The 14,417-nt window shown below is 33.3% G+C and carries 12 protein-coding genes; 4 read left to right on the forward strand and 8 right to left on the reverse strand.

The genetic code is table 11. From position 1 onward, the window contains the following. Together J7K39_03685 and J7K39_03690 are read right to left on the reverse strand one after the other, a co-directional pair. On the reverse strand, positions 1–817 hold an 817-nt coding region (locus J7K39_03685), incomplete at its 3' end, for a hypothetical protein (GenBank protein ID MCD6178984.1). A 143-nt stretch (positions 818–960) separates the two neighbouring features. Next, positions 961–1,743 carry a hypothetical protein gene (locus J7K39_03690; protein MCD6178985.1) on the reverse strand — a complete coding sequence of 261 codons (783 nt, stop codon included), beginning with the start codon at positions 1,741–1,743 and terminating at the stop codon, positions 961–963. Positions 1,744–2,070: 327 nt separating this feature from the next. On the opposite strand from J7K39_03690, the gene J7K39_03695 reads away from it, so the two are divergent. After that, entirely contained in the window at positions 2,071–4,314 is a 2,244-nt protein-coding gene (locus J7K39_03695) for a T9SS type A sorting domain-containing protein (GenBank protein MCD6178986.1), read from the forward strand. Positions 4,315–4,439: 125 nt separating this feature from the next. Here J7K39_03695 and J7K39_03700 read toward each other — a convergent pair whose 3' ends face one another. The 3 genes from J7K39_03700 to J7K39_03710 are packed head-to-tail and all read right to left on the reverse strand — an operon-like array spanning position 4,440 to position 8,120. Next, positions 4,440–6,083, reverse strand: a complete 1,644-nt coding sequence (locus J7K39_03700; GenBank protein ID MCD6178987.1) for an amidohydrolase — start codon at positions 6,081–6,083, stop codon at positions 4,440–4,442. Further along, the gene (locus J7K39_03705; protein ID MCD6178988.1) at positions 6,019–7,107 is read right to left on the reverse strand and encodes an ABC transporter ATP-binding protein; all 1,089 of its coding nucleotides are present in this window, start codon (positions 7,105–7,107) and stop codon (positions 6,019–6,021) included. The genes J7K39_03700 and J7K39_03705 overlap by 65 nt, the downstream gene beginning before the upstream one ends. Then, the gene (locus J7K39_03710; protein ID MCD6178989.1) at positions 7,104–8,120 is read right to left on the reverse strand and encodes an iron ABC transporter permease; all 1,017 of its coding nucleotides are present in this window, start codon (positions 8,118–8,120) and stop codon (positions 7,104–7,106) included. The genes J7K39_03705 and J7K39_03710 overlap by 4 nt, the downstream gene beginning before the upstream one ends. Before the next feature lie 92 nt (positions 8,121–8,212). Here J7K39_03710 and J7K39_03715 point away from each other — a divergent pair, with 92 nt between their 5' ends. Both J7K39_03715 and J7K39_03720 read left to right on the forward strand, forming a co-directional pair. Continuing rightward, a complete protein-coding gene (locus J7K39_03715; protein MCD6178990.1) occupies positions 8,213–9,058 on the forward strand; it encodes an ATPase in 846 nt (281 codons plus the stop codon). 93 nt (positions 9,059–9,151) lie between these two features. Further along, positions 9,152–11,116, forward strand: a complete 1,965-nt coding sequence (locus J7K39_03720; protein ID MCD6178991.1) for a glycosyltransferase — start codon at positions 9,152–9,154, stop codon at positions 11,114–11,116. Here the strand turns inward: J7K39_03720 and rlmB are convergent. Both rlmB and J7K39_03730 read right to left on the reverse strand, forming a co-directional pair. Beyond that, complete coding sequence (rlmB, locus tag J7K39_03725; GenBank protein ID MCD6178992.1) at positions 11,113–11,850, reverse strand: 23S rRNA (guanosine(2251)-2'-O)-methyltransferase RlmB; 738 nt, start codon at positions 11,848–11,850, stop codon at positions 11,113–11,115. The two genes, J7K39_03720 and rlmB, sit on opposite strands and share 4 nt — an antisense overlap. Before the next feature lie 93 nt (positions 11,851–11,943). Continuing rightward, a complete protein-coding gene (locus tag J7K39_03730) occupies positions 11,944–13,191 on the reverse strand; it encodes a GWxTD domain-containing protein (GenBank protein MCD6178993.1) in 1,248 nt (415 codons plus the stop codon). 114 nt (positions 13,192–13,305) lie between these two features. Between J7K39_03730 and J7K39_03735 the strand changes: the two genes are divergently transcribed. Then, positions 13,306–13,806 carry a metallophosphoesterase family protein gene (locus J7K39_03735; protein MCD6178994.1) on the forward strand — a complete coding sequence of 167 codons (501 nt, stop codon included), beginning with the start codon at positions 13,306–13,308 and terminating at the stop codon, positions 13,804–13,806. On the opposite strand, the gene J7K39_03740 is transcribed toward J7K39_03735, so the two are convergent. Then, on the reverse strand, positions 13,803–14,285 hold the full coding sequence (locus J7K39_03740; protein MCD6178995.1) for a DUF4293 domain-containing protein: 483 nt from the start codon (positions 14,283–14,285) through the stop codon (positions 13,803–13,805). The genes J7K39_03735 and J7K39_03740 overlap by 4 nt on opposite strands. Positions 14,286–14,417: the final 132 nt, after the last annotated feature.

The raw sequence follows: 14,417 nt of genomic DNA on the forward strand, positions 1-14,417 counted from the left end.
AAATATTTGGATTAGAAGGTGCTACCGCGATGGCTAAACGACCTAGTTTCCCTTTTGGAAAACCATTGTGGATCTTGTTCCAGGTTTTCCCTGCATCTGTCGATTTATAAAGTGCACTAGACTCTCCTCCCGATTCGAAAGACCAAGCGGTACGTCTAAATTCCCACATAGAAGCATAAAGCACATTTGGATTTGTTGGATCCATAGCCATATCGGCACAACCTGTTTTTTCATCTACATAAAGTACTTTTTTCCAAGAAACACCACCATCAGTAGTTTTATATACGCCACGGTCTTTGCTATCCGACCAAAGCGCGCCTAAAACAGCAACATATATTTCCTTAGAATTTTCAGGATTAACAATAATATTAGCTATACGCTCTGAGTTCTCAAAGCCTAATTTTGTCCAATTTGAGCCGCCATCATTAGATTTGTAAAGTCCATTGCCAACCGAAACACTATTACGCGGCCAAGTTTCGCCAGTTCCAACATAAATAACATTATCAGGATCATTTGGATCGAGTGCAATAGCACCTATGGATTGACAATAGTCATCAAAAATGGGATTAAAAGTAGTGCCGGCATCATTAGATTTCCAAACACCACCTCCGGATGTACCAGTATAAATAATACGTGGATTTGTTGGATGAACTTCCATATCATTAATACGGCCACTCATTAGTGCCGGACCAATATGTCGTGCACTTAGATCGCCAAACAGACCTTTTGCACTAATAGTTCCAGTCGTTTGTGCATTCGAGTTAAAAGGCAACAAACCGATACTCAAAATAATTGCAAAAAATAATTTCTTTATCATGGTTTTTATGATTTTGTTAATTAAAAAAAGACGTGAAAAGCCTCTCTAAATAATCATATTGAGCGCAGCCAAAATATCTAATTTCAAAGCGTAAAGATTCCTCAGCTTCGCTCGGTACGACTCTATTATCGAATTTTTACAGCCTATTTTATTTCCTCTACAGCAGTTTCAATAGCTTCTTCTTCAGGAAATTCAAAGTCTGCATCATCAATTTCAGGATTTAACTCTATACTATCAAAAGCAATAGTTGAACCTGGCTGACCTTTTAAGCCCTGAGTCATTGAAAATGGCAAATAAATATCACCCACTTCTTGATAATCACTCAACTTAGATTCAGACATTTGACCTTTCATTGGACCGGCTTTAATTTCAGTCTGAACAACAATAGGAACAAAGTTTTCAGTATCGAAGAAATAATAAGAAATATTTTCTTCTTCTTTTCCATCTATAATTACTGGAGTTTTAGTAAGCTTAAGCTTGAATGTTTCCGTACCATCAACTTCTTCTTTTCCTAATAATTCTACTGAGTATCCTTTTTCTTTATAGTTTAAGAATGGATCAGGAAAATCTTTCACCTGACGTTTCATATTATCAGTAGTTTCTTGATCCATTTTTTCAGCTTTCTGAGTCATAAAATTCATGCCCCAAAGTATTTCTCCATTAAAAACACCTTGTTTCATAACTTTACCCTGAAAGTTAATGATAGTCATTTGTTTACCACTTTTCAACCGAATAATTTCTATGGGAATCTCCATTCCTTGCTGATTCATTTTAGCAGTCATTTTCATTCCATCAATACTATTCCAAGCATCAATACCTCCGGTATTTTCAAAATAGTTAGCAATAATTTCATCAGCAGTTTGTGCATTTAATTGAGTGGAGAAACTAACAATCAAAGCAAGAAATAATAATTTTAATGTCTTCATAAGTAAATAATTTTTTTGTGATATTTTTTATTCGCAAGTATTTTACTTGCCCAATATAGTAATTACGATTTGAGAATTACTACTATACGACACACAAATGTGATAAATGTTACAGAATATTACACCTTTTTTAGATTTATTTAACAATAAAAATCTACTCGATTAGACATCTAGGTATTCTGATATGAAAATAATAAAAAATGCTAATATTTATATAGATAGCTGTTTAAATGTAAACAATTTTACTAAATTGCGTTAATTTTCCTGAAAAACGCAATGATATAGATTGATAAACAATCTGTTTTTTATAAACTAAACCCACTTAAAATGAGAAAAAATTATCTGCTTTTTATCTTGATTTTTATCACCTCTTTTGGTTTCTCTCAAAGCATTACTTGGAATGGTTATGAGATATCTTATATTGCTGAAACTAGTTTTGACACTGGCTTAGACGGTAAAGATGTAAACTCCAAATTACAAATTACAAATATCAGTAACACATCACCCCTGCCCCTTTATTTTCAGTTGTATATTGAGGGTCTATCATCTGAAGATCCTATTAGAGATACCCATGGTGATGGTGGCTTTGCTGTATTTCCTAATGGAGGCGGACTTCTTATAGAACAAGGTCAGACGGCATATACTCAAAGCTGGTTGAGTGGAATTTACGAAGGCCGATTTGGAAATATTCCACCTATAGTTGGTGAAACAAAACCTTATAATTTCCATTTTCTTTTTAGCGAATCTAGCGATGCATTAAATGCTGCGGGCTTTCCAAAAAATGAAACTACAGTTGCTGATTTACCCGTAGTTTTAGAGTTTACTAATCACGAGAATTCTGTAGATGTAAGCAATGGCGATCTAAGCATCACTGTTGAAGTTACAACCGATGATACTTTTCCTTTTAGGGTTGAAGTAGTTACGGAATTAAGAGGCTTTATAGGCACTGACCTATTCAATACCATTCGTGTACAAAATGGCAATGGAGGAACAACACCTTATATTTTCAAAGCGAATGTTGCAAACAGAGACGATTGGGTAGTTAGAATCGACAAACCAGATAAGAAAATAGAAATAATAAACGTTGATCCTAACGATCCTAATATTAGCATTACACTAACTCCGTCTATGCAAGGGATTTCTCCTTACGATTTCACTTTACTTAAATCAATAAATACGGCTACAGGTTTTTGGCGCGGTGCAGTATCGGAAAGTGAAGGCACATTCTTAGCTGTTCCTGGTCAAGAAAATTGGAGTTCATCAGGACCTTCTAAAGCAGATTCGAAAATTTACAAATATAGTTTTGATGGAACATTAATTTGGGATTTCGACTTTGAATGGGAAGCTTGGGGTGGAGATATGAGCGAAGACGGTAAAATAGTTATTGTAGCTAGCAACCGTCCTGAAAGCTCAGGAACTTACAACCCTTCCGGCGATGAATATATGCTTGTTATCGATGGCGAGACAGGAAATGTAATGGCTAATATTCCAGGTCTGGAAACCAAAAGTTTAAAAATATCGCGAGATGCTAAATACGTAGCTATTGGATCACAACACGGAACTTTCCATATTTACGATATTGTGAACCACTTAATGCATATGAATGTTGGCGGCTCTAATATTCACGGACAAGTACGAGAAATGTTATGGAGTAGCGACAATACTTCTCTTTACGTGAGTACAGGCGATGGTTATCTAAGAAAATACAGTCTAAACCTATCAGAAACAGTAAGTTCAATAAATACTTGGACAGCATATGCTGGTGGCTGGGCTTTTATAAACGGATTAAATCTAAGCGAAGACTTCAACTATATTACTGTTGGTTCAAAAGACAAAGGACAAACCGTTATAAGCACTACAGATGGAACTGTTCTTTGGGCTAAGCATACGGGGAATTTCGATTCGAAGATTTCTAAAGACGGTAGAAGGTTAGTTACTTTTGGAGGCAAAATATTTGATCTGCTTACAGGAGAATTAACAGGATTTTTAAACCGTACTGCCACAGCTCATTTCTTTAATACAAGCGACTTTATACTAGCTGCAGATAGAGTAACGATAAACGGAGATAATATCCAAAATGGTATTACTGTGCATTCGCTGGAAGGAATTCAGTTAAACAATACGCTTGGAAAAGACCGATTTTATGATACAAATGATTTAAGTTATACTGGAGGCGAGCAAGTGCAATGGTCTTACCTTTCTGATGATGATAGCCGACTTATTGTTTTAAGTCGAGATATGAATACCCTAAACGAAGTAGGCATTTCTATTTATTCTATTGCGAATAATGGAGAAGGACCTTTATCTGTTGAGGATAAACCTACGTTTTCTGATATGATTATGCTCTACCCTAACCCAGCAAATGAAAGACTCAACTTTTTACTTAGCAATAGTTTTATCGATGATATCACTTCTATCCAAATATTAGATATTAGTGGTCGGATAGTAAAAAATATTGAATCTATTCTTCCGCATTTAAGTGTTGATATTAACGATTTAGATACTGGAATTTACCTTGTTAGAGTTCAAACTCTAAACGGAAAATATTCTACTAAACTTGTGAAGAGATAAAATCCTTTAAAAACAATACTGTTGTTTTTTAAAACAAGCGAAATCTATCAAAAAAATATGATGAGTTTCGCTTGTTTAATTTTACACTATACTCCTTAAGGTATATTTAATAAACATAAAATTTATTACTTATTCTTATAAACTATCTTACCTCCAATTACCGTATAATTAATAAGTGTATTAGGAATAGCCGAATCTTCACATTCCATAATATCCTGATTTAAAACCACAAAGTCGGCAAATTTCCCCTTTTCAATACTACCTTTAAGCTGCTCTTCAAATGCTACCTTGGCAGCCCAAATAGTCATTCCTTTTAGAGTTTCTTCACGACTTAAAGCATTTTCTATCTGAAAACCATCGGCAGGATAGCCACTTATATCTTTTCTTACAACAGCTGCGTAAAAAGTTAAAAGAGGATCTATTTTCTCAATTGGGAAATCAGTTCCAAGAGGAATCCAATTATTTTGATTTAACAATTGTTTGTAAGCATATCCACCCTTTATCCTTTCCGAACCTACTCTCTCATCTGCCCAATACATATCTGATGTGGCATGAGTTGGTTGAACGGAAGGGATTATCGAGTACTTTCCAAAAAGATCAAAATCTTTCGGTGCGATTATCTGAGAATGTTCAATTCTCCAACGTTTATCGTTTTTAGACTGTAAAGCTTCGCCATAAATGCGCAATATAACTCTAACTCCTGAGTCTCCAATAGCGTGGGTTGCAAGCTGATAATTACTTTCTAAAGCTATTTTACTTATTTTGCGATAATAATCCTCTTTCTCTATCATTAAACCATAATTTCGGGGATCATCGGAATAAGGCTCTAACATACAAGCACCACGCGATCCAAGTGCTCCGTCGGCATATATTTTAATAGAACGTACCGTAAGCTTATCAGTAACATATGGACCTTTTGGTAAGAAATAATCAAAATTTTCTTGACTTGGATCTAACATTGCATTAACACGAATACTTAAATCGTTTGATTTTTGCAGACTATCAATTAGCTGTACAGCCTGTAGACTAAGCCCCGCATCTGTTACTCCGGTTAAACCCACAGCAAAACAATTTTCCTCTGCTGTTTTCAATGCTTTTATTTTTGCTGATAGACTAGGTTCCGGAATTAAAGAACGTACTAAATTCATAGCATTATCGATTAAAATCCCACTTGGTTCTCCATTTTTTAATACTACTTCTCCCCCATCAACAAATGTTTCTGAAGTTATTTTTGCCATTTCAAGTGCCTTGCTGTTAACCCAAGCGGCATGTCCGTCAATACGAACTAAATATACCGGAATTTCAGGAAATAGCTTATCCAATCCTTCTTTAGATGGGAATTTAAGTGTCGTCCAATCGTTTTGATCCCAGCCACGACCTAAAACCCAAGTGTTTTGTCGCTCTTTTTGAAAACTATCCAACAAGTTTAAGATTTCTTCTTCCGATTGAGTTTCAAATAGCTGCGCTTCGGTTTGAATTCCTTGTCCATAACCGGAGAAATGAGAATGAGCGTCAATAAATCCCGGATAAACATATTGTCCATCAAGATTAATAATTTCTTCTGCTTGATATTGAGAACATATTTCATCAGTCGTTCCAACAGCTACAAATTTTCCGTTTTTAACAGCAAATGCTTCAGCAATGTTAAAGTCTTGGTTTACAGTATAAACTTTAGCATTTTTTACAATTAAGTCTACTTCTTCCTTAGTGCTGCAAGCGGTTGTCATAGTTATTACGATAATTAATAAATAAAGATGTGTCTTTTTCATAATTATTAAATTTAGTGTTTTCTATAACGGTTAATATTTTGTCGATGGAAGCAAAAGCAGCAAATATTTCATTTTCTTTTTCTATAATAAATTCTCTTCTTTTACTGTCATAATAGGCTTTTAACGGCATAGATTGCTTTGTATTAGCACTAATACCTTTTCGGATTAAAGCTCTTTTTAGCCATTCAATTTCTATGGAGTTACCTTCAATATTTAAAACATCTACTGATTTTATATTCTGGATAAAATGCGCTGTCTTTAAATCAAAAGATAGTATATCGTTTGAAAAAGCCTTAGAAATAGCACCCTTTAAAACTAAATCTTCGGGGATTCCAGTTTGGACTTTATTCTTTTCGGGAAGAAGCCATATTAAATCGGCCATTTTCAATGCCAATTCTAAATCGTGAGTAGACAAAATAATACCAACATTTTTCTGATGAGCAATTTTACGAAGCTCCGCCAATATAGCCATCTTTGAAGGGAAATCAAGAAAAGCCGTTGGTTCATCTAATAAAATTAATGGAGTATCCTGAGCAAGAGCTTTAGCAATTAATACTTTTTGTTTTTCGCCATCACTCAACTCAATAAAATTACGATTAGCCAAACTCTGTAATGATAGTAGATTTATTGCTTCATCAACCTTCTCCCTATCCTTATTATTTATTTTTCCCCAAAAATTAGTATAAGGAAATCGTCCCATAGCTATCAACTCCTTAACGGTCATATTTGGAATATAAACACTCTCTGTTAAAACAATACTTAAGTTTTTTGATAGTTGTTGACTATCATAATTTTTAATAGAAGTCCCATCTAGTAGAATGTCTCCGCTCAAGCTGTTAAGCTCCGCACTAAAGCTTCGTAAAAGAGTAGATTTACCAACACCATTGGGTCCAATTAAACAGCAAAGCTCCCCTTTCTTTAGCTGTAAATTAAGGGATGACTGTATTTCTACCTGCTTATTTTTTTGGGTATAACCAATAGATAAATCCTTAGTTTCTAAAATATTTTTATCTGAGCTTATCAAAATCCTATTTGTTTTCGTTTAATAATTAAATAGATTACCAAAGGAGCTCCAAATAGCGAAGTGATTACATTTATTGGTAATACATCTTGGAAAAAAGGCATTCTTGCCAAAAGATTACAAGCAAGGGATGTTATAGTACCGAGCAATAAAACTGCCGGTATTAATTGCTTATGATCTGAAGATTTAAAAAGTAATCGAGCTAAATGAGGTGTAGCTAATCCAATAAAAGCGATGGGACCTGTAAAAGCGGTAATTATCGCTGTTAGATAACCCGAAAGAAGAATTAACTGCCACCGAACTCGCTTTAGATTTACACCTAAATTTTGTGCGTAAGACTCTCCCAAAAGCATTGCATTCATTGGTTTTATAAGTAATGATGATAAAAATAAAGCAGGAAAAACTAAGATAATAAATAGTACTAACTGACTATTCTGAACATTGGCAAAACTACCCAATCCCCAAATAACAAATGCGTGAACTTCTCCTTGCTGACCAACAAAATTTAATAGTCCGATTATAGATGAGACAGCATATCCTACCATTATTCCAATAATAAGCAGAGATGCATTATTTTTTACTTTTTTTGCTGCCAACAAAACAATAAACAAAACCAAGAAAGCTCCAATAAAAGCGGCTAAATGAACTCCAAGTTCATTCAATATATTTGAGCCTATAAAACCTGTTCCTATTCCGGAACCCAATGTTAACAAAGCTACACCAAGACTAGCACCAGAACTAATTCCTAAAATAGATGGTCCGGCTAAAGGATTACGAAAAAGTGTTTGCATTTGTAATCCGGCTAATCCCAAAGATGAACCTGCTAAAATAGCTGTAACAGCTTGCGGCATTCGTGATTCTAAAATTATGTGTCGCCAAACAATCTCATTTTCGGGGGTATTTGTATCAAAAAAATGAAGAAATACAGCAGAAGGAACCGATACTGAGCCAATAGCTAAGTTTAAGAATATCAACCCAAGCAAAAATATGCTTAGGATAATGTAAATAAAACGTATGCTTTGATTTCTATCACTCACTGTACAAAAGTGCAATTTTTTATCTGTTTTTCAAATGCTAGTTTTTTTTAATTTAGCCAAAAGACTTTATTATGATATTAATTGCCGATAGCGGTTCTACAAAAACAGATTGGATTTTAATAGATTTAAAATCCGGACGGCGTACTTATTTTGAAGGAATAGGACTAAATCCCTATCATTCAAATAGTAATAGCATTAATAAAGAGGTTCTGCAATTATTCAAATCTATAGATACATTAAAAGTTTCTCATATATATTTTTATGGTGCCGGTTGCTCAACAAAATCAACTAAACAAGTTATTATAGATGGTTTGATGAACCTTTTTTCTAATTCTAAAATTGAAGTGTACCATGATTTAGAAGGAGCAGCACGATCTTTATGCAAAAATACAGAAGGAATTGCCTGTATTTTAGGAACCGGATCAAACGCAACACATTTCGACGGTAAAAAAATAATAGATAGTGCGGTATCCTTAGGTTATCTTTTAGGTGATGAAGGATCAGGCAATGCTATGGGAAAAAAACTCATTCACTCTATTTACCTTAAAACAGCACCTGATTTAATTATTCAAGATTTCGAAAAAACATTTAATCTGACACTTGAAAAATTACTTATAGAAATTTATCAGAAGCCCTACCCTAACAGATTCTTAGCTTCGTTTACAAAATATATAAATCAAAATAAAAATAATCCGTTTATCTTAGAACTGATACATAAAACTTTTGAGGAATTTACTCAGTTGGTTATTCTTCCATTAAATCCCGATAAAAAGTTAACTGTTCATTTTACGGGTTCTATTGCTTGGTTCTTTAAAGATGAATTGGAATTTATTATTAATAAATCAGGATTTATTTTAGGCCGTATTACTCAAAAACCCATTGACGATTTAGCAGAATATCATTTACTCAATATTTAAAACAATATTTTTTATAAAAAAACATTATTAAGAAACAGCTGATATGACTCCACTTATGCAAACCACCTCTGAGCAAAATTTAAATTATAACAGATGAAACTATCGGTAATCATAGTTAATTATAATGTGGAGTTTTATCTTGAGCAATGCCTTTTATCTGTTCAAAAAGCTTTAAAAAATATTGAAAGCGAAATTTGGGTAGTTGACAATAATTCTGTTGATTATTCTATTAGAATGTTAAAAAGTAAATTTCCCGATGTTCATATAATAGAGAATAAAATAAATGCAGGCTTTTCTGTTGCCAATAATCAAGCCATACAGCAAGCTAATGGCGAATATATCGTTTTACTTAATCCCGATACTATTGTTGAAGAAGACACCTTTAGCAAAGCTTTAGATTATATGTGTAAAAACCCTAATGTAGGTGGCTTAGGTGTTAAAATGTTAGATGGGAAAGGTAATTTTTTAGCAGAGTCTAAACGTGGTTTACCAACCCCGCAAGTAGCTTTTTATAAGATATTTGGCTTATCAAAACTATTTCCTAAATCAAAAATTTTCGGACGTTATCATTTAGGTTTTCTCGACAAAGAAAAAATACACGAAGTTGATATTCTTGCAGGAGCATTTATGTTAATACCAAAAAAAGTTTTAGAAGAAATTGGTTTACTCGACGAGCGTTTTTTTATGTACGGTGAGGATATTGACCTATCCTACAGGATAACAAGCGCAGGATATAAAAATATTTATTTTCCTAAAACGAGTATTATTCATTTTAAAGGAGAAAGCACAAAAAAAGGTAGTATTAACTACGTATTTGTTTTTTACCGCGCCATGATTTTATTCGCTCAAAAGCATTTCTCCACTAGCCATGCCAAGCTTTTTAGTTTTCTTATCAATATCGCTATTTATGCTCGCGCATCTATTGCTCTTTTATTTCGCTTCTTTAGACGTATATATCTTCCTATTTTAGATATTATACTGCTTTTTGGGGGGATCTATTTTATTCAGGATTATTGGGAAAAAACCTACTTAACTGAAAATGCCTACCCTTGGTATTATATAACTTATGTTCTACCTGTATATATTATCATATGGACAATATCATCTTGGTTTAGTGGAGCTTACGACCGCCCATATAATACTTGGAAAAGCATTAAAGGTATGGGCTTTGGAACTATAATAATTTTAGTTTTTTATGCTCTTCTTCCGGAATCTCTTCGTTTTAGCAGAGCAATAATTTTATTTAGTACTATTTGGGGAATGTTTTCTTTTGCTTTATTACGTGGAGTTTTAAACTTATTAAAACTCAGCGATTTTACTCAAAATATTTCTAATGAAAAACGAGTTGCTATTTTGGGCGAGATAAGCGAAGCAAAACGTGTTGCAGAACTTCTAAGAACATCACCATATCCTCCGGGATTTATTGGTGTAGTAAATTCCAAAATATCAAACACATTTCACGAGGGAGTAATTGGCAATTTAAAGCAATTAGAAGATTTAATAACCATATACAGAATAAACGAATTAGTATTTTGCTCCGACAGTCTTAATGCTTCAGAAATTATAGAGCATATGACACACTTAGATTCAGCTAAGATTGCGTTTAAAATAGCACCTCACAAAAGCTCGGCAGTAATTGGGAGTAAGAGCATCTCTCAAGCTGAGAATCTGTATATGATTGACATTGACGGCATTCTGAAGCCAAACAATAAAAGAGCCAAAAGATTATTCGATATTATATCAGCTTTAAGCTTATTAATAATTAGTCCTGTTTGTGTCTGGTTTGTAAATCAAAAAGCTTCCTTTTTTTCAAATATATTAAAAGTACTGTTTGGGTTTAAAAGTTGGGTCGGTTACGACCTGTCGGCTTACTCTTCGCAAAAAGACCTTCCTCTAATAAAAAAGGGTATTTTGTTTCCAAAAGATGCATTTCCCGACAAGAAAATTTCTAATGATATTTCGGCAAAACTAAATTTGATGTATGCGCAAGATTATAAACTAAAAAATGATTTCCAAATTTTACGAAAAGCTTGTAAATATTTAGGACGTAAAATTTAATTATGTCTATGTTTGCTTGCCTCAAACATTAAAATACCACCCGCAACACTAACATTTAAAGATGCAATGCTTCCTGTCATAGGTATTCTCACAAACTCATCTAAAAGAGGAAGATAAATATCTGAAATTCCATCTTCTTCAGATCCCAACATCAAAGCTAAGGGCTCATTGTAAGTTTCTTCATAATAAGCTTTTTTGGCTTTTTCCGAAACCCCAACTATTTTTAAACCGCTTTCTTTTAAAAATTTCAAGTCGTCTTGAAGAAAACGTGCTCTACAGACAGGAATTTTATGTAATGCTCCGGCAGATGTTTTAATAGCATCAGCATTTATTGCTGCTGCTCCCCTAGCGGGAATTAAAATAGCATCTACTCCTGCACATTCGGCTGTACGCGCCAAAGCACCAAAATTACGAACATCAGTTATTCTATCTAAAACCAGTATAAAAGGAGTTTTTCCTTGCTCATAGAGCATAGGGATTAGCTGTTCAATATCTTGATACTGAATAGAGGAAATAAAAGCAACTACACCTTGATGATTCTTGCGAGTTAAACGATTAATTTTTTCAATCGGAACAAGAGAAAAAGGAATCCCTCGCTTTTTTACCAATTGATAAAGCTCATTATAAAGATCACCCTTTAAACCTTTCTGAATAAATACCTTATCAATTTCTTTTCCTTCATGAATTGCTTCTATAAGGCTTCTAATACCAAAAATCATAAGTTGTTTGTCCATGCGCTGCTTTTTTGGCAAAAATACGCTTTGTATTCAGCTTAAACAAGTGAAATAATATTACCGAAATTGAATAGTTTTCATCTTAACTCTTAACTAAATATCTGTTCTCCAATTTTCAACTATTCCCTGCCAGCTGGGCTCATAATGAGCTTGGCGAAATAGGCGAAAATCGTTATGAGTAAAAGGGTTATCCTCTCTAGTAAATTGAAAACGTAAACCGTTATAAAATGCATCCAAACCGTATTCCCAGACTTCTCTATCTTTAAATTTATAAACCTTATCAGGAGCACCATAAATCATAAAAATCATTCCCCTATCTGTTTTCCAACCTTCTTTATAGGAAGTAAAAAGCTCGTTAGCACGTTGTACACGACTATAATAAGTACGCATCATATCTTCACTCCTATCTTGCTTACGCGATTTAAAATACCAAAACTTTTCCACAGCCTTTTCCGGCTCCATACTCATCATATCCTCAAATTCCCATCGTGGATTTAAATAACGCAAAGTAAATAAACGCTGTGCATCAGTAGCAACATACGGAAACTCCTTAAAGAATTTGAATACAGCAAAACCTCTTTTTTCTTCAGCTTTTAAATGAAAAAGATAAATACCTAAATCTTTAAATGTCAATGGAGCTGATTTTCCATTAATAATTTCAATTTTGAAAGGATTAACATTTTCTAAGTTTTTTAATTCGTTAGGCTTTACCGGAGCAAAAGGAACTACTGCCGGCGAAAATTTTGGAGCATACCAACTGATATATAATTCTTTTATAGAAAGATCGTTGACTTTAATTTGTAGTTTTTCATTCTCTCTCACAAAATTATCCCAATGAATGCTACCGTCTTCATTTAAAAGCATAAAATTTTGCTCTGAATAAGGCACTCCTTTTTGAATATTACTTCTCGATGTAAAAGCTTTAGTCCCAGATTTATTTTCTATACCGGAGAACAAAACATACTCACCACTAGCTTGTGTGTGAAGTTTTATTTTAAAAGACTTATAATTTTCACTTTTATCAGGACTATCAGTTAAACTAATACGTCCTTGCTGAAGAACCTCTTTTTCTTTGTTTGCATCGATTAAACTATAATCAAAAATATAGTTTTTTAGCACCTCTGTCTTTGATTCACCACTTGCAACAGCTAAAGCATTTAGGTTTACCTGAACAAATAACTCCGAAATACTATCGTTTGCATTAAATACCTTTGATTGAAAAATATTTCCCGGATAATCCTGTTGATAAAGTTTAGCATAATTAAGTTGCGAATATTTATTGGTAGCACAGGAAGAAAAAATGGCTACCAAGCTTAATATAAAGAAAGTCTTTTTAAACATAGCTTGAAATTTTTAAAAGAAAATTCAATAATTATGCCAGATTACGATTTTATGTAAAGTAATTGAATTTTTTTTGAACTGCTTTTAATTTAGCTTTGCATTTAAAACCCAATAATGAAATTTATAGGACTACTTTCTGACACTCATTCCTATTATCATCCTAAGATAGAAAGCTTTTTTAAAGATGTTGATGAAATATGGCATGTTGGTGATATTGGTGACCCCGAAATTTACACTCGATTGAGCCAATTTAAGCCTATTAGAGCCGTTTATGGAAATATTGATGGTATTGAAATACGCTCAAAATTAAAAGAGATTGAGATTTTTTATTGTGAAAACGTAAAAATCTTTATGACTCATATTGGAGGCTACCCCGGTAGATATCAAGCAGGAATAAAAAAGAAACTTCAAAAAGAGCAAGTTCAGCTATTTATCAGCGGTCATTCGCACATCTTAAAAGTTATGAATGATAAATCTTTAAACCTTCTTCATATGAATCCTGGAGCTGCCGGTATGCAAGGAATACATAAACGCATAACATTTTTACGTTTTAAAATTGAAGGTGATAGAATTGAAGATTTAGAAGTCTTTGATGCCCCACGAAAATTAAGCTAACGTATTCTATCCATCGATTTTACAAGCTTATCGTCTTTCTTAACACCTCTGAATGCCAATACCAAAAACATTAAAATAAGGGCAGGAATAAAACTATTAAAATTATAAATCGCTCGGGTCATTAATTTATCTTCAAGTGTAGGAATATATCCAAAGAAAAATCCTCCTAAAACAAAAAGCGATATAAAAATATTTACCTTTATCCATAGCAGTTGAGTTTTTCGATTCTTATAAAGAAAAATAGATACCACAGCAAAAATTGTAATTAATACTAATCCTGCTACCAATGGCCAAGTAAAATAATCATCAAACGGACTTTTCTCCCCGGGAATAAGATTTTCTATATAAAGGCTATGGAAATGCAATGTAACAGTATCGCCATAAAATTTAGCCAAAGGCATTTTGTTAAATGGTATAAGCATAATGGTACTTACCAAAGCCGCTAATGCTAAATATACCGATTGAATTCTTTGAATCATTTTGTAATATTTTTTATAAAGCAAAGATAAGGGCAATTATTTTTATAGAAAATATCTTTTTTTACATTTTGTGTTTTATTTTTTGTACTTTCGCATTTCAATTATCCCAACTTATTTCGAGAAAAATTCAAT

The organism is Bacteroidales bacterium (genome assembly GCA_021157585.1).
GTDB lineage: Bacteria > Bacteroidota > Bacteroidia > Bacteroidales > UBA12170 > UBA12170.

Excerpts from the sequence above, each read along its gene's own strand:
- J7K39_03690 (MCD6178985.1), bottom strand. The coding sequence starts at position 1,743 with ATGAAGACATTAAAATTATTATTTCTTGCTTTGATTGTTAGTTTCTCC.
- J7K39_03700 (MCD6178987.1), bottom strand. The coding sequence starts at position 6,083 with ATGAAAAAGACACATCTTTATTTATTAATTATCGTAATAACTATGACA.
- rlmB (MCD6178992.1), bottom strand. The coding sequence starts at position 11,850 with ATGGACAAACAACTTATGATTTTTGGTATTAGAAGCCTTATAGAAGCA.
- J7K39_03735 (MCD6178994.1), top strand. The coding sequence starts at position 13,306 with ATGAAATTTATAGGACTACTTTCTGACACTCATTCCTATTATCATCCT.
- J7K39_03720 (MCD6178991.1), top strand. The coding sequence starts at position 9,152 with ATGAAACTATCGGTAATCATAGTTAATTATAATGTGGAGTTTTATCTT.
- J7K39_03695 (MCD6178986.1), top strand. The coding sequence starts at position 2,071 with ATGAGAAAAAATTATCTGCTTTTTATCTTGATTTTTATCACCTCTTTT.
- J7K39_03740 (MCD6178995.1), bottom strand. The coding sequence starts at position 14,285 with ATGATTCAAAGAATTCAATCGGTATATTTAGCATTAGCGGCTTTGGTA.
- J7K39_03730 (MCD6178993.1), bottom strand. The coding sequence starts at position 13,191 with ATGTTTAAAAAGACTTTCTTTATATTAAGCTTGGTAGCCATTTTTTCT.
- J7K39_03715 (MCD6178990.1), top strand. The coding sequence starts at position 8,213 with ATGATATTAATTGCCGATAGCGGTTCTACAAAAACAGATTGGATTTTA.